Origin of the sequence: Corallococcus sp. BB11-1, from assembly GCF_026626625.1 — a bacterium.
Taxonomy (GTDB): domain Bacteria; phylum Myxococcota; class Myxococcia; order Myxococcales; family Myxococcaceae; genus Corallococcus; species Corallococcus soli.
Map to the genome: position 1 here is coordinate 177,295 of NZ_JAPNJY010000002.1, position 19,090 is coordinate 196,384.

The window sequence follows — 19,090 nt, forward strand, 5'->3', positions numbered from 1 at the left end:
GCGCGGGAAGATGCCGCGACGCACAACTTGTGACGGCCCCGGTCGGATAATCTGGGGAGCGCGGTTCCTCCCCTGGACTCCCCCACCATGGCCACGAAGATTCCCGACAGCCCCCGCCCCCTCGCGTCCGTCTCGCGGCTGTCCTCGCAGGACGCCCGGGGCCCGCAGACGCAGGCCAAGAACCGCCCCATCACCTTCAAGGACGGCTTCGAGCCGTCCGGCGCGCGTCCCCCCGCCACGCCCCGGCTGCCGGCGCCGCCCCCGGTGCTGTCGCTGCCGGCCCCCACCACCCCGACGCCGCTGCCCCCGACGGAGCCCTCGCAGCCCACCCCGCCTCCGGTGGCGAGCGACTCGGATCCGATGAAGTACATCGAATACCTGGCCTCCGATGAGCTGAAGGGCCGCGACAGCCCCTCGGAGGGCCTGGAGCTGGCGTCCGTCTACGTGCAGGACCACGTGAAGAAGTACGGCCTCGTGGGCCCGAACTCGAACAACCCGGAGAACCCCTTCCAGCAGAAGTTCAACGTCTTCTCCTTCCTCGGCGCGCAGGCGGAGGGCGCGACCCATGGCGCCGCGCACGGGGCGCACGGGGAACACGGGACGCACAAGGAGTTCGGGCACACGATGTTCCAGGAGGGCTTCTACCTGGACGACAAGATGCCCAAGGACACGCTGGCGCTGCTCAACCGCCAGTACGAGTCCACGATGAAGGCCTCCGGCCAGCCGCTGGTGCCGGCCCGGGCGGGCACGCAGCGCAGCGTGGAGGAGCTGCGGCAGGTGGCCACGGCGACGGGCCAGGCCGTCAACACGATGGCGCTGCTGCCCGGCACCGGCCCGCACAAGGACGAGGTCATCGTGGTGATGGCCCACCTGGACCACGTGGGCGTGGACCGCAAGGGCAACGCCTTCAACGGCGCGGACGACAACGCGTCCGGCAGCGCGGTGCTGATGGCGGCGGTGCCGGAGCTGGCGGAGGCGCAGAAGCGCGGCGAGCTGGATCGCTCCATCCTGTTCATCTGGACGGGCGCGGAGGAGAAGGGCCTGGTGGGCTCGCAGTACTTCGTGGACCACCCCATCCCCGGCCTGGAGCTGAAGAACATCGCCGGCGTCATCAACACGGACATGGTGGGCCGCTGGGATGATCAGCGCCTGTCGGTGGTGGACACCAACACCCGGGGCCAGCCCAACTACTTCCGCGACGTGGTGGACCAGGCGAACCAGCAGCTGACGGATCCGTTCGACCGCATCAACCGCGACATCAACACGTACCGCGACCGCCAGGACGGCGCGTCCTTCGGGCGCAAGGGCGAGGACGTGCTCTTCCTCTTCGAGGGCCTGTCCAACCCCAACGGCGGCGGCGACCTCATCCCCGAGTACCACCGGCAGGACGACGACATCGACAAGATCATCAAGGACAACGGCGGCGAGAAGCCCCGCCGCGTGAAGGACCTGATGGTCAACGTCATCAACATCGCGGCCAACCGCACGACCGTGCCTGGCGAGCCCACCGGCCCCGCGAAGCCGTGATTACACTGGGGGGATGAGCGCTCCCCTGCCGCAAATCGACGTCGCGCTCGGCAGCCTGACGGACGGCGCCGAGCGCGTGCTGGTCAACGCCTCCAACACGAACGTGCAGCTGGGCTCGGGCGTCTCCCGGGCCATCCGGCTCGCGTGTGGCGCCGCCTACCAGGAGCACATCACCCAGGCCCTGGAGGCCCGCTTCCACGGCCCCATGGCGCCGGGACAGGTGCTGGTGACGGACGCGGGCGAACACCCACGGGCGAAGTGGGTCGCGCACGTGGCGGTGATGGACTACCGCCAGGGGCTGTCCGGCGACTCGGCCCCGGACCTCGCGCGCATCCAGGCCTGCTGCGTGAACCTGTGGAGCGCGCTGGAGGCCCTCCCGGACGACGGCGCGCCGCTGTCCGTGGCCATGGTGGCGCTGGGCGCGGGCACCGGCGGGCTGGGCGTGAACGACCCGGTGCGGATCGCGTGCACCACCCTCAAGGACCACCTGTCCGCCCGGGAGCACTCCCGCATCGGGCGGGTGGTGTTCTACGGCTTCGAGCTGCCGCAGTACCTCAACACCCTGGAGGTCGTGACGCGGCACCTGCCCCTGCCGGAAGACGGCCTCCCGGCGGAAGTGCGCGAGTACCTGGCGCGCAAGCGGGCCGCCGAACCCGGGGGCGGGCCCGGCGGCGCGCCGTGAGCCGCTAGGCGGCCAGCTCTTCCCCGGAGGTCGGCGCGACCACGGGCGCCTTCGCCTTCGCGGACGAAGCGGCGAGCGCCTCCACTTCGTGCTCGCTCAGCACCAGCTTCGCTTCGGAGCCGCGCCAGACGAACGGGATGCCCGGCTGGCGGTACAGGTGCGCGGGGATGTCGCGGGCCAGCTGCGCGTGCAGCTCCGGCAGCTTCGACCAGTGCAGGCCGTGCCGCGAGTGGTGCGCGGTGTGGTAGCCCAGGTTGCCCGTCATCAGGTTGTAGCCCCGGTGGAGGATGTTGTACGACGCCTCCGCGTGGACGGACGTGTTCAGGTCCACGTGGTGGAAGTAGGTCGCCCACACCGTGACGAAGAGCGACGCCACCATCGGCAGCAGGAAGACGAACAGCGCGTTGTAGGGGTTCACCCAGAACAGGCCCGCCAGCAGCACCACCTGGAGCGCGGCCATGGCCACGAACAGGCGCAGCGCCTTCGGGTGGTGCTTGCGGCCCACCTCGAACGAGCGCGGGTACGCGGTGAGCATCGTGCTCAGCGAGTACTCCAGCTCCCCCATCGTCGTGCCGTCGTCGCGCTTCCAGCGGGACTCGTCCTTCGTCTGGTCCAGGTAGTTGCGGTGGTGGCCCACGACGTGGTGGAGGAACCACGCCTGCGACGTCACGCCCGTCTGGAACCCGAAGATGATCTCCAGCAGGCGGTTGGGAAGCGCGTGCCGGAACATCGTCAGGTGCTGGTGGTGGTGGTTCCAGGAGCAGATCCACCCCTTGGGGATGATGCCCAGGCCGAACCACAGCACCGGAAACCACCAGCTCTTCGCGGTGAGGAACACCGTTACATCGAGCGCGAACACGCACGCGAACAACAGGACCGGGATGCGATCTTCAGGGTGCCGGAACAGGGTCATGCGCCTTCCGCGACAAGAGGGACAAGAGACGAATTGCCGATTTTCCAACTGTAGGACGTGAGGCCCCCTCGGGAACAGGCCCCTGCGTCATCCTCTTCCGGACGCTGCGCGCCCGCTGGGGAGCCGGGCGCGGACGCGCACAACCCCCCGGAATCCGTGGAGTTCTACACGGAACACTGGCGAAACTCCGAAAGTAGGGTAGTCACGCCGCGTCACGGGAGTGTCTCACCCTCGCGAACCCCTCCCGCGGCGGACCGCGCCTGCCGCTCCAGGCGCCGAGGGACACCCCATGCTCGAAAAGCTGATGCCGAAGTCGGATGAGTTCTTCGACGACTTCGACGCCCAATGCGCCCGCACGGTCGAGGGCGCGAAGATCCTCCATGACCTCCTGAGCGACTACCGGGACGTGCCCACGCGCGTCCAGGCCCTCAAGGACGTGGAGCACCGCGGCGACGAAGTCACGCACACGGCCTTCAACCGCCTGCACCAGCAGTTCATCACCCCGTTTGATCGCACGCAGATCCACTCGCTGCTGTCGCGCATCGACGACGTGCTGGACCTGACGAACGCGGCCGCGGCGCGCCTGCTGTACTACGAGATCGACCACACCCGGGAGGACGCCGCGGAGCTGGCGCGCCTGCTGCTGCTCTCCACGAAGAAGGTGCAGGAGGTCGTCGCGGCCCTGCGCCTCATCAAGAAGCCGGAGCAGATCCTCGCCGGCTGCAAGGAGATCAAGACCCTGGAGTCCCAGGCGGACGAAGTCTTGCGCTCCGGCATGGGCCGGCTGTTCAAGAGCGGCGTGGATACCCTGACCATCATCAAGTGGAAGGAGATCTACGACCTCATCGAGACCGCCACCGACAAGTGCCAGGGTGTCGCGAACGTCATCGAAGGCGTCGTGCTGGAGCACTCCTGAAATGCTGCTCGCCGCGGTCGTCTTCATCGTCATCGTCGCGCTGGTCTTCGATTTCATCAACGGCTTCCACGACGCCGCGAACTCCATCGCCACCGTCGTCTCCACGCGCGTGCTGTCGCCCAACCTCGCGGTGGCCTGGGCCGCGTTCTTCAACTTCGTGGCGGCGTTCGCCGGCGGCGTCCACGTCGCCAACACCATGGGCAAGGGCATCATCAACTTCGAGATGCTCCGCGCCGCCGGTCCCACCGCGGTGCTGCTGGTGGTCTTCTCCTCCCTCATGGGGGCCATCACCTGGAACCTGCTGACCTGGTGGTGGGGCCTGCCCTCGTCGTCGTCGCACGCGCTGGCGGGCGGGATGATTGGCGCCACGCTGCCGGTGCTCGGCTTCCAGGGGCTGGTGGGCTCGGGCATCGCGCGCATCGCGGGCTTCATCGTCCTGTCGCCCCTCATCGGCATGTTCCTGGGCATCTCGATGATGGTCATCAGCACCTGGATCGTGCACAAGCAGACGCCCCTGCGCGTGGACACGTGGTTCCGCCGGCTCCAGTTGGTGTCGTCCGCCATCTTCTCCTTCAGCCACGGCACCAACGACGCGCAGAAGGTCATGGGCATCATCGCGGTGGTGCTCTTCGGCACCATCTGGCGTGACCGCCCGTTCCACATCGACTGGTGGATGATCATCTCCTGCCACGCCGCCATCGCCCTGGGCACCTTCTTCGGCGGCTGGCGCATCATCCGCACCATGGGCCACAGCCTCACGAAGCTGGCGCCCATTGGCGGCTTCAGCGCGGAGACCGGCGGCGGCGTCACCATCATCGCCCTGGCGGAGCTGGGCATCCCCGTCTCCACCACGCACACCATCACCGGCGCCATCGTCGGCGTGGGGTCCACGCGCGGCTGGCGTGCGGTGAAGTGGGGCACCGCCGGACGCATCATCTGGGCGTGGGTGTTCACCATCCCCGCCGCCGCGCTGGTGTCCGTGCTCGTCTACGGCATCACGGTGACCATCGTCCGCATGGTGGGCTGAAGCCCCCGGCAGGCCCCCTTCCCCATCAGCGCTTCGCCAGTCCCACCAGGCGGGCCCTTCTTCCAGACAATGCCTGGAAGAGGTGGCCCGCTTGATGTTTCAGCCCGGCGTCTCCGCGGCCCGCTGGAACACGGGGAGTGCGTCGTGCGCGCGGAGTTCCTTTGCCACTGCCCGGACTCCGGGTGATTCTGCCCCCACGGAGGGGGACGCAGTCCGGCAGGTGTATTCGTGAACGGGCGCGTGCCGTTCCTTCCGCGTCTTCTTCCGGAATGCACGCATGCGCATCGCCATCATCGCCACGTACACCCACCCGACCCGCCTGCGAATCAAGGAGCCCTCCATCATGCAGTCCTCCGTGCCGGAGCTGATCGCCGGCCTGTGCCCGGAGCACGCGGAGGTGGAGATCTTCAACGAGAAGGAGGCGGACATCCCGTTGGATCGCCACTGGGACCTGGTCTTCTTCTCGTACCTGCATTCGTACTACGAGCACACCAAGGTGCTCTCCACCCTCTTCCGCCAGCGCGGGATGACGACGGTGGCGGGCGGGCGCCACGCGGGCTACTTCCCCGACGACGCGGCCCTGTACTTCGACGCGGTCATCACCGGCGAGCCGGAGGCGAACGTGCCCGCGCTGGTCGCCGACTTCGAGAAGGGCGAGCTCCAGCCGCGCTACAGCCGGCCGTCCCTGGGCGCGTCCGCCATCCGGCCGTACCGCTACGAACTCATCGACTTCACGCACAACAAGGTGCGCCTGCCGGGCATCGAGGCGTCGCGCGGCTGCCCGTTCTCCTGCAACTTCTGCGTCCTCACCGGCAACGAGCGCTACCGCTTCCGGCCCATCCCCGCCGTCATCGACGAAATCCAGACGCGCATGCGCTGGAACCCGAACTTCCTGGGGATGATGGATGACGCGTTCGTCTTCCTGGACAACAACCTGGGCGGCTCCCCCAAGTACCTGCGCGAGCTGTGCGAAGCGCTCATCCCCCTGAAGAAGACGTGGGGCTGCGCGCTCACCTTCAACGTGCTCAAGGACGAAGCGCTGGTGAAGCTGATGGCGAAGGCGGGCTGCCGCTACGTCTACACCGGCCTGGAGTCGCTCAACCCGGACTCCCTCAAGGCGATGAACAAGGGCCAGAACAAGCTGTCGGAGGTGGACGCCGTCATCCGCCGCGTCTTCTCCGCCGGCATCCTGCTGTCCTTCGGGCTCATCGTGGGCTCGGACGGCGACACCAACGAATACCTGCACCGGCTGCCGGAGTACCTGGCGGACCTGAAGTACTTCTCCGTCACCTTCCTGGGCATCGTGTGCCCCTACCCGGAGACGCCCTTCTTCCGGGAGCTGCAGGCCGAGGACCGCCTGTTGCCGGGCACCACCAGCCGCGACTACGACGGCTACACGCTGTGCCACCGGCCCAAGCAGCTGCACGCGTCGGAGGTGGTGGAGCACTTCCTGCGCCTGTGCGGCACGCTGGGCAGCCTGCCCAACGTCGCGAAGCACTACGCGTCCAAGCTGACGATGAGCGACATGCCCCGCTACAAGCAGACCATCCTCTTCTCCGGCCCGGAGATCCTCAGCATCCGCAACCCGGTGAAGAACACGGCGCGCCGCTACATCGCGGGCCTGGACGCCCTGGAGGACTGGGACGTGCAACAGATGGCAAGGCTGGGCCTGAAGCCCCAGCTCGTCACCTGAGCCTCCGGGGCCTTCAGCGCGCGCGGGATGGCAGCCGCACGTCCCACGCGAGCCCCAGCGCCTGGAGGGCCCGGATGAAGAGCCAGCCCGGGTCCCACTGCCACCACACCCAGCCGTGCCGCGCGGACGCGGGGAAGGCGTGGTGGTTGTTGTGCCAGCCCTCGCCCAGCGCGAGCACGCTCACCCACCACACGTTGCGGCTCTTGTCGCGCGTGTCGTGGACGCGGGTGCCGAACTTCGCGTGGCACACGGAGTTCACCGCGTAGGTGCTCTGCATCCAGCACACCACCGGCAGGAAGAAGTAGGCGGGCACCGTGTGCCAGCCGAACGTCAGCCCCACGAAGAGCACCGCCAGCACCTGCGGGCCAATCCGGTAGCGCAGGAGCCAGTGGTAGTAGCGGTCCTGCGCCATGTCGCGGCACCACGTGCGCCAGCCGTCATCGTCCGTGGAGGCCTCGTTGAGGATCCACCCCATGTGCGCGTACCAGAAGCCGCGCTGGGGCGAATGCACGTCTCCGTCCGCGTCCGCCTTCGCGTGGTGCAGCCGGTGCGTCGCGGCCCACAGCAGCGGGCTGCCCTGCGCCGTCAGCATGGCCACCGTCACCAGCGCGTACTCCACCCAGCGCGGGCACACGAAGGCGCGGTGGCACAGCAGCCGGTGCAGCCCCACCGTCGTGCCCAGCCCGATGCTCACGTACACCGCCAGCCCCACCGGCAGCGCGTACGGAGGCCAGGGCAGCAGAAACGCCAGCGCCGCCAGGGCGTGCACCACGAGCATGTAACCAACGATGACGGGACTGGCCTGGAAGCGGAGGGGAACGGAAGTCATGGCCCGGTGCGCGTGCGAGGAGTGGACGGCCAGTCTAGGGGCCCGCCCTGACGGGACAAGCAATGAGCGGGACTTCGGCGCCGGGCCCGCGGGGGCCCGGGCTCACATCACGCGCGCGTCACGCCGGCCCGCGTCGGGGAGCGGGGGCAGCACGGTGGCGCCCGGCAGCAGGGCCTGCGCGGAGGCCTGGAGCCGATCAATGCGGCGCAGCTCCGCGAGCGCGCCCACCTCCACGAAGATCTCCTTCGCGCGGGCCAGGAAGGCCGCCCGCCGGTGGGGCAGCGCCACCGCCGCGTCGAAGTAGGCCACGCCCGTCTCCCAGCGGTTGGGGCTGGCCTCCAGGATGGCGATGGCCTCCAGGAACACCGGCTCCGCGGCCTTGGGCCCCTTGCGCAGGCGCAGGGAGCGCGCCGTCACGCGCAGCGCCGGCCCCTTCAGGTACGGGTACAGCTTGGAGATCATCCGCGCCTTGAGGGACGCAAGCCGCACGATGCGCAGCAGCTGCTTGCGCGGCACCACCGTGGCGCCCTCCTCCAGCGCGAACAGGGCCGCCTCCGCCGCGTCCACCAGACCCACCTGGAGGAACGGCACCAGCACCTGGTAGCTCCAGATGCTCTTGAAGCAGCGCACCGCGACGAGCGCCGCCTCCTCCACCTGGTGCTCGCGCACGGTGACGTTGGCCAGGTGGTTGAGGCTGGCGCACTGGTTGGCCAGGTCCGCCACCTCCTCGCTGATGCGCAGGCCCTGCTCCAGCTCCGCGCACAGCTCGCCCACGTCACCTTCGCCCAGCAGGTAGCGGCACATGGGCGCCCAGGAGTGCGCCCAGCCCTGGTGCATCAGCGCGTTGAGCTCCACGCCAATGGTCTTCATCTGCTCGTAGAGCCCCTCCGCCGTCTTGAAGCGCGAGCAGAGGAACTCGCCCGTCGCCTGCATCATCAGGGACGTCTGGCGCTCCCAGCGCTCGCCCACCACGCGCAGCGTGGAGACGGCCTGCTCCTGGAAGTCGCGCGAGCGCTTCAGCTCGTTGGCGAAGAAGGCCTGGATGCCCAGGCGGCTGAGCGCGAGCCCCTCCGCCACGGGGTCCTTGGAGCGCCGCGCGTACTCCAGCGCCCGCTCGCCGTGGTGGCGCGAGCGCTTGAGCAGCCCCGCGCCGAACAGCAGCGTGGCGTAGTAGCCGCTGGCCATGCTCATCGCGTAGTCGTTGCGCGAGCGCTCCGCCATGTTGGTGGAGACGAGCGTGGCCCAGGTGAGCTTGGTGATGTCCGCGAAGTAGTAGATGCGGATGAGCGAGTTGAGCGTGCTCAGCTGCTGGAGGTAGTGCGGCAGGCGCGCCGCCGGGATGGGCCGCAGGATGAAGGGCAGCAGCGTGGCCAGCCCCCGCAGCAGCAGGTTCGCCAGCGTGCGCAGGGCCAGCGCGGGCAGGTTGCGCGGCAGGCTGCGGCCCCTGAGGACCAGCGACTGCTCCAGGTGGTGCGTGGCGCGGCCGGACTCGCCCTTCTCCTGGTGCGCGCGGCCCAGGCCCAGGTGCAGCTCCGCCTGACGGGGGACCTCCTCCTCGTCCACCAGGCACTGCTCGAACATGATGATGGCGGCGGCGTAGTTGCCCGCCTGGAGCAGCGTCTCCGCCAGCTCCTGCATCACCCGGCGCGTCTTGAGCAGCATCGCCTCCGGGTCCACCGGAACGACGGTGCCCAGCAGCTCCAGGGCGCGGTTGTAGTGGTAGAGCGCGTCGTCGTTGGCGTACTGCGCCCGCGCGCTGCGGGCCGCCATCAGCGTGTACTCCAGGCCCTTGTCCTCCACGTTGCCCGCGAGGAAGTGGAAGGCCAGCAGACCCGCGGAGCCGACCAGGTTGTCGCTGGCGCGGGCCTCCAGGTAGCGCGCGAGCCGGCGGTGCAGGTCCTCGCGCGCCGACACCAGCAGCGTGTTGTAGGCCACGTCGCGGATGACGATGTGCTTGAAGAGGCAGGTGTACGGCTCCTCCGTCTCCAGCAGGATGAGGCCCAGGCGCGTCAGCGTGTCCACGGCCTCGCGCAGCCGGGGCCCCACGAGCGAGCCCGGCACCAGCGCGGAGACGGCGTCCAGCGTGAAGACGCGCCCGATGACGGACGCCACCTTCACCACCAGCTTCTCCGTCTCCGACAGCAGGTCGATGCGCGACAGCACCACGTCCTGGATGGAGTCCGGCAGCAGCAGGTCCTGCAGGCCGCGCTTGAGCTCCATCCGCTGCGAGCCCGGCTCCGCCAGCCCCAGGTAGCCCTGCTCGGCCAGGCCCTCCACGATGGATTCGATGAAGAACGGGTTGCCCTGCACCTTCGCGAGCAGCCGCTCCTCCAGCGCCAGGTCCGGCGGCGACATGCGCAGGTGCACGCGCAGCATCTCCCGCGTGTCGTCGTCGTCCAGGCTGGTCAGCTCCACCGGGCAGTACTCCGGCAGGTCGCGCATGCCTCGCAGCTGGTCGCCCGGCCGCATCGTCGCCAGCACCATGATGCGGTGCGAGCCCAGGCGCAGCGCCAGGTACTGGAGCAGATCCAGGGAGATGTTGTCCGCCCAGTGCAGGTCCTCGAAGAAGAGCAGCAGCGGCTGCGCGAGGCTGAGCTTCTCCAGGAGCTGGTGGACGATCTGGAACACCTTCTGCTGCTTGCGCCGCGCGTCCATGGACGCCGTGTCGGGCGTCTCCTCCAGGGAGATGCCGAGGATGCCCGCGATGACCGGGATCCACTCCGGCCCCACGTCCTCCAGGCCCTCCAGCCCCTGCGACAGCCGCTCCTGCTGCGTGGCGAAGTCGTCCGAGTCATGCAGCCCGAACGCCTGGAGCAGCACCTCCTTCCAGGGGAAGAAGGGGGTGAACATCTCGTAGGAGTAGCAGATGCCGTACAGCGCGCCCGCGCCGTGCTCCTCCGCGTCCTCCAGCACGCGCGCGCCCAGGCGCGACTTTCCGATGCCCGCCTCGCCGGACACCACGCACACCTTGCCCTTGCCCTTCAGCGACGCGTCCAGCGCTTCGTGCAGCACGGCCAGCTCGCGCCGGCGGCCGATGATGTCCCCCCGGCCCTTGATGAACAGGCTGCGGCGCGTCTCACCCAGCAGCCGGTACACCGGCACCGTGCGGGAGACGCCCTTGAGCTTCGCGTCCTCCACGAACTCGGTGGCGAAGCCGCCCTGCTGGAGCCGGCCCTGCGTGTTGGCGCAGATGTGCACGGAGCCGCCGCGCCCGTGCGTCATCAGGCGCGCGGCCATGTTCACGACCTCGCCCAGCGCCGAGTACCCCTTGCGCCAGGGCGAGCCCATGTCCCCGCAGTACGCGTGGCCGGTGGCGACGCCGATCTGCAGGTCACCGAGGAAGGGGAAGGACTCCCGGGACTTGAGCAGCTTGCAGGCCAGCCGGCACGCCAGCACCTCCTTGTTCTGCTGCGCGGTGGGCGCGCCGAACAGGACGTAGAGGACGTTGCCCTTGTCGGTGAAGTCCGTCATCAGGAGCACGCCGCCGTGGTGCGCGCTCTCCCGCTGGACGAACTCGTAGTAGGCGTTCAGGTCGCGCGTGAACGACGTGCCGTCCCCGTCGCCAGGCGCGTGCGTGAAGCGCACGAAGAAGCAGGTGACGTCGCGGAAGTCGCCGGAGAACTCCTGGTGCGCGGTGGTGATCTTCGTGAAGAGCACCGGGTGCAGCAGCAGCGCGCACCGGCCCACCAGCTGCGCGCCCCCCGACGGCGCGGGCAGGGGCCGCTTGATGGACTCCACGGGCGCGTCCAGGGCCAGCCGGTGGTTGCCCCCCTCGCGCGCATCGCCCCTGCGGGCGCCCTCCGGCAGCGAGGCCCAGGCCCGGGGGCTCAGGACGACCTCCGACACCGTGGCCTGCTTCTCCGCGCCCACCGCCTGCGCCAGGGGCTCTCCGACGAGCGCCGGGTGCATCCACAGGCCGGAGGCGCCCATCACGATGCGGTTCGACTCACCGAAGCCGATGCCGATGCGCGAGGACACCCCGAAGCGCTGGCCCAGCAGCTCCAGCCGGGCGAAGCGCGCCAGCCGGCGCTGCACGCCCAGCGCGCACACCGCGGCGCGCTGCACGACGTCCCCGTCCGCCTCCTCGGGCGCGGCCTCGAAGCACGCGAGGATGGAGTCGCCGGCGAACTGGTAGATGTCCCCGCCGTGGTCGCGCACCACGTCGATCATCTCCGTGTAGTAGTTCGTGAGCAGGCGCTGGAGCGCGTCGATGCCGCGGGGCCCCGCGCCGCTCAGCCCCACCACGATGGGCGTGAAGCCCGCGATGTCCAGCAGCAGGATGGCGCCGCGCACCGGCTCCACCCGGGGCAGCTCATCCGCCTCATGGGTCGCCAGCCGCGCGAGGATGGCCGCCGGCATGTAGGGCGCCAGCGCCGCGACGACGGGATCGATGTGCTGCTCGGAGGGCATCCCGGGGCCTTGGGCTCAGGACAGCGAGGCGTAGCGCAGCCACAGGGCCGCCACGCACACCGCTCCGTAAAGGGGGATCTCCGCCGTCTCCGTCCAGGGCTGCTGCTTCCTGACCGCACCCCAGACGTGCACCGCGGTCATCAGGCCGCCAATGAGGCCGATGAGTTCGAAGATGACCAGGTGGCTCTTCGGGTCCGGGATGAACTGCACCACCGCGATGATGACGGCCAGCGCCAGGGCGCCCAGGCAGCGCGCGAAGTAGACCGTCAGGTCGTTGTTCCCCGTGGGCAGCTCCCACCCGAACCAGCGCGCCCACCGCAGCGGGACGAACAGCAATGGCAGTGCGTAGAAGACCAGGAAGAGCGACGTGGAGACCGCGAGGAACCAGCTGGCCAGCGGATAGTCGGGGTTGATCATGGTGGCGAACGTGGCGACGGCGGGGCGTCCGGTTGCTGGGCACACCCTGCCCCACGTTCCCATCCTAAAGCTTTTCCCACCCCTTGGGGTGCCTTCCCCCGCCCCTACGCGGGGTTGGCGGGCTGCTCGCCCCCCGCTACCGGGTGGCCGCCAGCATGAACTCCGCCACCCGCTCCAGGGAGGTGGTGCGCTCGGCCTCCGCCGGGAAGCGCCGGAAGGCCTCCGGTGGCCCGTGCAGGATGAGCGGCTTGCCATATCGCAGCGCCAGGACGGCCTCCGCCGCCGTGCCCGCGCCCCCGGGCAGCGCCACCAGCGCGTGCGGCGTCAGCACGTTGATGTGGTTGCGGCTCATGGGGTCCGTGCCCTGCTCCCCGCTGAGCGGCAGGTGCGTGTAGATGGGCAGCTCGATGTCCGGGTTCGGATAGCCGGCCCGGGGCAGGTAGAGGCCATCCGGCCCCACGGTGCCGGGGATGATGCCGATGGAGGCCCCCCGCCGCCCCTCCACCTGGACGAAGGCCCCCGCCGCCGCGCTCATCACGCCGCCGCCCGCCCCGGTGAGCAGGTCGAAGCCCGCCTCGGCGATCCACCGCGCCAGCGGTATCACCCACGCCTCGTGGGCTTCTGTTCCGGAGCCGAACACTCCGATAATGCGGCGGTTTCTGCGCATGGCTACGTCCTCTCCGGATTTCCCGGACTGGCGAACCCAACCCCTGTTCCATGCGAATCCCCGGCCAATGCCGCAAGGGATCACGGACCGGCGTGCGGCACGCGTCGCGTCCACCCGTGGAAGGTGCGCATCGCGAGCGTCCGGCATCCATCGCCTACCCTGCCCGAAGCGCCCGCCCCGCCTCGCACCGCGCGTGATGTCGGACCCCTCCTCTACCTTCAGGGGAAGTGAGCCTGGAGGACGCCCATGTTCGACGCCTGTGGAGGTTGTGAGCGCCGTGGCACCGCCGGTGAGGTGTTCGACTGGTGCGCGCACTGCGAGCTGTCCCTGTGCCCCGCCTGCCTGTCACGCGGCTGCTGCGGCAGGGTTCCCGCGGGCTCCGGACGGGGGGCGCCCCGGGAGCTGCCGGAGCCGCCCGCCCCGACGCGGGAGCCGCTGCCGGAGCACTTCGGCGGCCGCTGCTGCACGCACGCCCGGGCGGTGGCATGCTCCTGCGCCTTCCACTGGGTCTGCGTCCAGCACGGCGATCTGCACGTCGGCACCCACGACTGAACGGAGCAATGGCACCATGGGTCTCGCGGAGCGCAAGGAGCTGGCGACGTTCAAGGAGGAATCCCTCGGGCCGAAGCTGGCCGAATTGAGGGAGGCCGCGGCGGGCGCGCAGCTCCAGTTCACCCTGGATGAAGCGAGCTTCACCAGCGTGGGCGCCATCCAGATGCTCTCCAATGGCGTCCTTGATCGACTCATCGACGACCTGAAGGCCGTCTGCGTCGACACGATTGGCAAGGAGGCGGTGCGGGACGGCATCCAGACGGTGCACGTCGTCCACAAGGAGGAGGCCGGCTACACGCTCGACCTCACCGGGGGCACCCTCACCGTCCGGGCGAAGCTGGATGGCTCCCTGGGCAGCGACCTGCCGGGCTACGGCGACTACAAGCGCTTCCTGCTGAGGACGCTGTAACCGGCGCGCCGGGGGCCTTGTTCAGGCCCTCCTGGCGCGTACATCCGACGAGCACCTCCCGCGCACGCGGCTTCACGTGCGCGGGCCCTACGACGCGTCACCGACAGGCTACGGCAGGCACAGGTGCGGGCCGTTGATGGGGCCGTAGGGATTGGGCGGCTCGAAGGTGGACGGGCGGATCTGCAGGCCGCCGAAGGTGATGACACCCGGGATGGCCGGGGCGTTGATGGGGTCGAACTTCCACGGCCGGCGCGCCGCCGCGTCCGTGGTGTCGTCGCGCACGGTGAAGCGGATGCCCGGCGGCTTGGGGCTGCTGGCGGGCTGCAGGACGACGATGATGCCCAGGCCGCTGACGGGCGAACCCGCCTGCACGACGAAGCCGCGGGGGGACTGGAGCCCCGCAGGCACGTTCGGCGAACCGGGGGGCTGCCACGCGACGTTGAGCACCTGGCCGGAGCTGGCCTCCAGGGTGGTGTTCACCGCCGGCGCGCGCAGCATCGGGAAGCCCGGCTGGTAGAGCCAGAAGACGTTGACGCCGTGGAACTTCGAGGGGTCCACGAAGTCCCCCACCGCGGTGGCCGTGCCGGTGGCCGTGAGGAAGCGCGCGACGGCGTCCAGGATGCCGATGTCGCTGATGGCGAGCGACTCCTGGAGCACGCACATGCTGTGGTTCGTCGCGATGGGCCGCAGCGTCACCGTGGGGAAGTAGCGGCCCGCCACCGGGATGGGCGGCAGCGTCGGCGGCGTGCCCGGGGGCGGCGTGGTGGGCAGCGAACCCCCACCCGCGTTCAGCGACAGGAACGCCGGCGAGGGGCGGCTGGGCACGTTGGGCGACACCCAGAAGCCGTTGGCCGCCGCGGGGACGGGCGCCACCGCGGGCTTGCCCAGGACCGGGTCCAGCAGCGTGACCTGGGCGTTCTGGGTGACGGAGCGCAGGAACAGCGGGCTTATCTCCGAGATGACCGGGGTGATGGGGCAGGCGGTGGCGCCGCAGGTGGCCCAGCTGAAGAAGAACGCCTCCGGGTCCCAGGCGAAGCCGGACACGCGCGTGGTGAGTGCGGGGATCTCCGTGTCCTGGAACTGGGGGGTGTTGACGATGGGCGTGCCCACCGGGTCGGAGGAGGAGGGGGATTCACAGCCGGCACCGAGGGCCAGCGTACCCAGGACGGACACCAGACGCAGGGAACGGTTCATGGCGGAGGTCTCGGTCAGTTCTCGGGGAGGATGTGACCACGGGGCGTGGTCTGCGCGTGGCACGTCTGGGCGCAGTTGCCGAAGCGGTTCGGCTCGCCCTTGGCGCTGAACTGCGTGGAGAAGTATTCGTCGCCGTGCACCGACGGGTGGCACGTGGCGCAGACGTTGTGGCTGGGGCGCACCGCGCTCTCACGCGTCAGGTGGCACACGGTGCAGTCCGCCTTGTTCTGCGTGAAGCGCGGCGACGCGTTGTGCAATTGGTGGATGCCCTGCTGGAAGCGCGACACCAGGTCGCTGTCGCGCTGGTGGCACGTCTTGCAGGCCTCCACGTGGTCCACGCCCAGGCCGTGGCGCAGGTTGTCCAGCGACAGCACGCCGCGGTGGCACAGCTGGCAGTTGCCGACGGCGTTCGGGTACGTCGTGGGCTCCGCCTGCCCGACCTGGAGGAAGTAGGCGTTCGTCTTGGCGGTGCGCTCACCCAGGAAGTAGCGGTGGCTCTTGACCAGGGCCACGTACGTGCCCGGCTCCGCGTCCTTGGGCAGATCCACCGTGTAGCGCGTCGTCCAGGTGGAGGAGAAGACACCCGGGAAGGCGCTGAGCGTGGCCAGCTCGTCCACCAGGCCGATGCTCTCCGCGTCCGCGGACCAGTACGGCGCCTTGGCCTGCGGGTCGCTGCGCACCTTCAGGTTCTGGAGGGGGCCCGCGACGATGTAGCCGGGCACGGAGTCGCGCTCCAGCAGCGAGAAGTAGGTGGCCTGCGTGGGGTAGAGCAGCCCGTTCGACTTGTCCGCCAGCATGTCCTTGCCGCTGGGCAGCACGCCGTCCGGCAGCATCTGGTTGCCGTCACCGTCGCGCATGTCCAGGAACAGGCGGAACGACTCACCCGGTTCGTAGAAGCCCTTCCCGTTGGAGGGCGTGCTGAACTTGAAGCGCGGATCCACGCCGAAGCCGCACACCACCGGCTGGCCCTCCGCGTTCGTGCACGTCGGGGCGACGCCTTCCGGCGTCACCAGCTCGATGGGGAAGAGGAACGGCTCGTCGGGCAGCTGGCTCCACGTCAGCTTCAGGAGCGCGGGGCCGGGGATGAAGGGCGCTTCAAAGGACTTGAAGGGGTTGGCGCTGCCCACCATCTCCATCTTCACCATGGTGCGGAAGGCGGGCGGAGACGCGGGCTGGCCGGTGAGCACCGGCAGCGGGTGCACGGCGGTGTCACCCGGGAACTGGGGCGCCTGCACCGTCTCCAGGCGCCAGGCGAGGCGCGAGTGTCCCGCGAAGGCGGAGTCGCCCAGGAAGTCCGCGCGCGAGTACACCACCGGCGTCATGCGGGGCGTCTCGCCGTCCGCGTCCAGGATCTCCACGGTGAACGTGTCGTCCGTCACGCGGCGCCAGCGGGCGTTGTCGAAGAGGACCTCGCGCGTCCACGCGTCCTGGGAGAAGCCCTCGATGCCGGTGCTGAACGTCCACGTGTCCGACACCTTGCCCAGGTCTCCCCAGTCCAGGTTGCGGAAGCGCGACTCGTTCTTCATCCAGCGCACGGCGTCGGTGAAGTCCGTGGTGCTGGTGTGCTTGTTGAGGACGATCTCACTGAGCGACAGCTGGTTGAGGAAGTACCGGGTGCCGACCAGCAGGCGCAGCGTCCCCGTGGGCGCGGTGCGCGCGCTGGTGGGGTCCGCGGCCGCCATGTCCGGGCACAGGTCCGGGTAACCCGGCAGGTCCAGCGTCCCCTTGGACACCGCGCTGCCATTGGGAAGGATGGCGCAGCCGTTGAACTGCTGCAGGCTCAGGCGGATGGCCCCCGACGCGGACGACTGATACGGGTCGAAGACGCGCGCGCCACGACCGCTCACGTCCTCATTGTCATTCACGTCCAGCAGGTTGCAGGACAGTGTGGGCACCAGAAGCGCACACAGGACGCTGCGCACGAAGGTCGAACGAATCATGTCGGGCACGGGGAGCAAGGCGCTTGGGGGCAGGAGGTGACTTCTACCACCCGTGTCCAACCGTGACAATTACCGGGACCCTACCCTTGACATCGCCTGCTGGCGTTGCCCACCCCCCTCCCCTCGCGTACCGTCCCCCTCCGTCATGACCTACTACCTGCTCAAGGGCCTCCACCTGCTGGCGATGGGTGTCTGGCTTGGCGCGTCCATCATGTCCCCCCTGGAGATCCTGCGCACCCTGGCCCGCGGACGGCCCTACGTGGAGCTCATCCCGGATCAGGTGGCTGGCGCGGACAAGGTGCTGATCCCCTCCGCCGTCCTGACGCTCCTGACGGGCCTGGGGCTGATGCGGATGACGCAGGGGTTCATCGAAGCGCCGTGGCGCTTCTGGGCCGGCTTCGGGCTCACGGTGGTGCTGCTGCTCATCGCCAAGCTGGGGCTGGAGCCCACCAAGAAGCAGCTGGTGGTCGCCGTCCAGGGCTCAGGGGAGGCCGCCGCGCTGGGCTCCCTGCGCGGCCGCTTCATCGCCCTGGTCACCGCGTGGCACCTGGGGTTCCTCGTCATCCTGACGCTGATGGTCTACCCGTTCTGAACCCCGGCTGGACTCCGCCAGCCGGAGGCCGCCAGTGGAGCGCTCGCGGACGAGCGCTCCTGGCGGCGGGCCCTCCTTGGACTACGGGATGAGGGCCGCCTGCTGCTGGACCCAACCCGCGAGCGAGTGCGCCTGGGTTTCATCCAGCAGCTCGCTGTAGGTGGGCATCTGGGTGCCGGGCATGATGCTCTCCGGGTTCCGGATCCACCGGGCCACCTCCTCCGTGGGCTTGCCGCGCGACTGCTTGAGCATGTCGCGGAACTTGGCCCCCTCGGCGTGGCACGAGCCGCAGCCCAGCGAGGCGAAGAGCTTCTCCGGGCCACCCTCCTGACCGGCCTTCACGCGCCCCGCCGTGCCCAGGGGGATGGCGTTGTCCACGTGCGGGAGGCTCTGCAGGAAGCGGTAGAGCGCCTCCGCCTCCACGTCATCCATGCCCCGGAAGCGGCGCATGGGCGAGCGCATCACGTAGCCCGCGGGCGTCACGCCCTCGCGCATGGCGCGCGCGAACTGCTCCTGCGTCCAGCCGCCCATGCCGGTGGCGTGGAAGGTCAGGTTGGTGGAGTAGACGGTGCTCGTGGCCGTCTCCGAGTACTTGAAGCCGCCGGTGAAGGCCTTGGAGCCGTTGACCTTGGACGGGTTGAGGCCCGGGGTGTGGCAGTTGACGCACTCGTAGACGCCGCGCGCCAGGTACTCGCCGTACTCCACCGTGGGCGCCTTGGGCGGCGCCTTGAGGCCCGAGGCCGGACGGTCCAGCGGCACCGAGCCCAGGGCCAGGGCCATGGCCACCCGGCCCGGGACGCTGATCTCGTTCTTGGGGTGCGGCGTCTCATAGGGCGCGAACAGGGCGTGGTCCGAGCGCATGAAGCCCATCACCGCCGCCAGGTCCTCGTCGGACATCGCGTAGCTGGCCATGATGACGTGCCGCCGGCCATCGCGCTTGATGCCATAGCGGATGGCGCGCGCCAGCTCGCCGTCGCTCATGGCGCCAATGCCGGCCTGCTTGTCGGACGTGATGTTCGCCGCGTAGACGCGCCCGACGATGGACGGCACGCCCTTCATGAAGCCGCCCGACACCCGGCCGCTGCTGTCCTGCCGGTGGCAGTCCTCGCACACCGCCCGGAACACGAACTGCCCGTGCTTCACCGCTTCGGGGTCCGTCGCCGCCGCGATGGTGGGCAGGGGCGCGTCCACGACCTGGTTGAGCTTGAAGCTTCCGTAGAAGCCCAGACCGACGAGGGCCACCACCAGCAGGGCCACGACGGCGCCCAGGACCTTGAGAATCGTCTTCGCCAAACGGACCTTCCTGTCCAGGGGGCACGATG

16 protein-coding genes are annotated in these 19,090 nt (G+C 69.6%); 8 read left to right on the plus strand and 8 right to left on the minus strand.

All coding sequences use genetic code 11. The features are described from left to right. Window positions 1–87 precede the first annotated feature (87 nt). On the plus strand, window positions 88–1,527 hold the full coding sequence (locus OV207_RS04615; RefSeq protein ID WP_267552955.1) for a M28 family metallopeptidase: 1,440 nt from the start codon (window positions 88–90) through the stop codon (window positions 1,525–1,527). A gap of 13 nt (window positions 1,528–1,540) precedes the next feature. Next, entirely contained in the window at window positions 1,541–2,209 is a 669-nt protein-coding gene (locus OV207_RS04620; protein ID WP_267552957.1) for a macro domain-containing protein, read from the plus strand. 4 nt (window positions 2,210–2,213) lie between these two features. On the opposite strand, the gene OV207_RS04625 is transcribed toward OV207_RS04620, so the two are convergent. Continuing rightward, window positions 2,214–3,122 (minus strand): fatty acid desaturase family protein, encoded by a 909-nt coding sequence (locus OV207_RS04625; RefSeq protein WP_267552959.1) that lies wholly within the window; start codon window positions 3,120–3,122, stop codon window positions 2,214–2,216. 289 nt (window positions 3,123–3,411) lie between these two features. On the opposite strand from OV207_RS04625, the gene OV207_RS04630 reads away from it, so the two are divergent. The 3 genes from OV207_RS04630 (at window position 3,412) to OV207_RS04640 (ending at window position 6,758) form a co-directional block, all read left to right on the plus strand. Then, window positions 3,412–4,038: a DUF47 domain-containing protein gene (locus OV207_RS04630; protein WP_193428753.1), complete on the plus strand. Its 627-nt coding sequence runs from the start codon at window positions 3,412–3,414 to the stop codon at window positions 4,036–4,038. 1 nt (window position 4,039) lies between these two features. After that, complete coding sequence (locus OV207_RS04635) at window positions 4,040–5,065, plus strand: inorganic phosphate transporter (RefSeq protein WP_193428752.1); 1,026 nt, start codon at window positions 4,040–4,042, stop codon at window positions 5,063–5,065. A gap of 277 nt (window positions 5,066–5,342) precedes the next feature. Continuing rightward, a complete protein-coding gene (locus OV207_RS04640) occupies window positions 5,343–6,758 on the plus strand; it encodes a B12-binding domain-containing radical SAM protein (protein ID WP_193428751.1) in 1,416 nt (471 codons plus the stop codon). A 13-nt stretch (window positions 6,759–6,771) separates the two neighbouring features. Here OV207_RS04640 and OV207_RS04645 read toward each other — a convergent pair whose 3' ends face one another. The 4 genes from OV207_RS04645 to OV207_RS04660 all read right to left on the minus strand — a co-directional run bounded on the left by OV207_RS04645 (window position 6,772) and on the right by OV207_RS04660 (window position 13,081). Further along, a complete protein-coding gene (locus tag OV207_RS04645) occupies window positions 6,772–7,587 on the minus strand; it encodes an acyl-CoA desaturase (RefSeq protein ID WP_267552962.1) in 816 nt (271 codons plus the stop codon). A 102-nt stretch (window positions 7,588–7,689) separates the two neighbouring features. Next, window positions 7,690–11,997, minus strand: a complete 4,308-nt coding sequence (locus OV207_RS04650; RefSeq protein ID WP_267552964.1) for an AAA family ATPase — start codon at window positions 11,995–11,997, stop codon at window positions 7,690–7,692. Between the two features lie 15 nt (window positions 11,998–12,012). Continuing rightward, window positions 12,013–12,414: a hypothetical protein gene (locus tag OV207_RS04655; protein WP_267552966.1), complete on the minus strand. Its 402-nt coding sequence runs from the start codon at window positions 12,412–12,414 to the stop codon at window positions 12,013–12,015. A gap of 136 nt (window positions 12,415–12,550) precedes the next feature. Continuing rightward, entirely contained in the window at window positions 12,551–13,081 is a 531-nt protein-coding gene (locus OV207_RS04660; protein WP_193428747.1) for a molybdenum cofactor carrier protein, read from the minus strand. Between the two features lie 246 nt (window positions 13,082–13,327). On the opposite strand from OV207_RS04660, the gene OV207_RS04665 reads away from it, so the two are divergent. Together OV207_RS04665 and OV207_RS04670 are read left to right on the plus strand one after the other, a co-directional pair. Then, window positions 13,328–13,633, plus strand: coding sequence for a hypothetical protein (locus OV207_RS04665; protein WP_193428746.1), 306 nt, complete (start codon window positions 13,328–13,330; stop codon window positions 13,631–13,633). 16 nt (window positions 13,634–13,649) lie between these two features. Continuing rightward, the gene (locus OV207_RS04670) at window positions 13,650–14,042 is read left to right on the plus strand and encodes a hypothetical protein (protein ID WP_267552967.1); all 393 of its coding nucleotides are present in this window, start codon (window positions 13,650–13,652) and stop codon (window positions 14,040–14,042) included. Window positions 14,043–14,150: 108 nt separating this feature from the next. Here the strand turns inward: OV207_RS04670 and OV207_RS04675 are convergent, their stop codons facing one another. Both OV207_RS04675 and OV207_RS04680 read right to left on the minus strand, forming a co-directional pair. Next, entirely contained in the window at window positions 14,151–15,236 is a 1,086-nt protein-coding gene (locus tag OV207_RS04675) for a hypothetical protein (protein ID WP_267552969.1), read from the minus strand. A gap of 14 nt (window positions 15,237–15,250) precedes the next feature. Beyond that, complete coding sequence (locus OV207_RS04680) at window positions 15,251–17,176, minus strand: hypothetical protein (RefSeq protein WP_267552970.1); 1,926 nt, start codon at window positions 17,174–17,176, stop codon at window positions 15,251–15,253. A 145-nt stretch (window positions 17,177–17,321) separates the two neighbouring features. Between OV207_RS04680 and OV207_RS04685 the strand changes: the two genes are divergently transcribed. Beyond that, complete coding sequence (locus OV207_RS04685; RefSeq protein WP_193428742.1) at window positions 17,322–17,768, plus strand: hypothetical protein; 447 nt, start codon at window positions 17,322–17,324, stop codon at window positions 17,766–17,768. Window positions 17,769–17,849: 81 nt separating this feature from the next. On the opposite strand, the gene OV207_RS04690 is transcribed toward OV207_RS04685, so the two are convergent. Continuing rightward, window positions 17,850–19,061: a c-type cytochrome gene (locus OV207_RS04690; RefSeq protein WP_193428741.1), complete on the minus strand. Its 1,212-nt coding sequence runs from the start codon at window positions 19,059–19,061 to the stop codon at window positions 17,850–17,852. Window positions 19,062–19,090 lie beyond the last annotated feature (29 nt).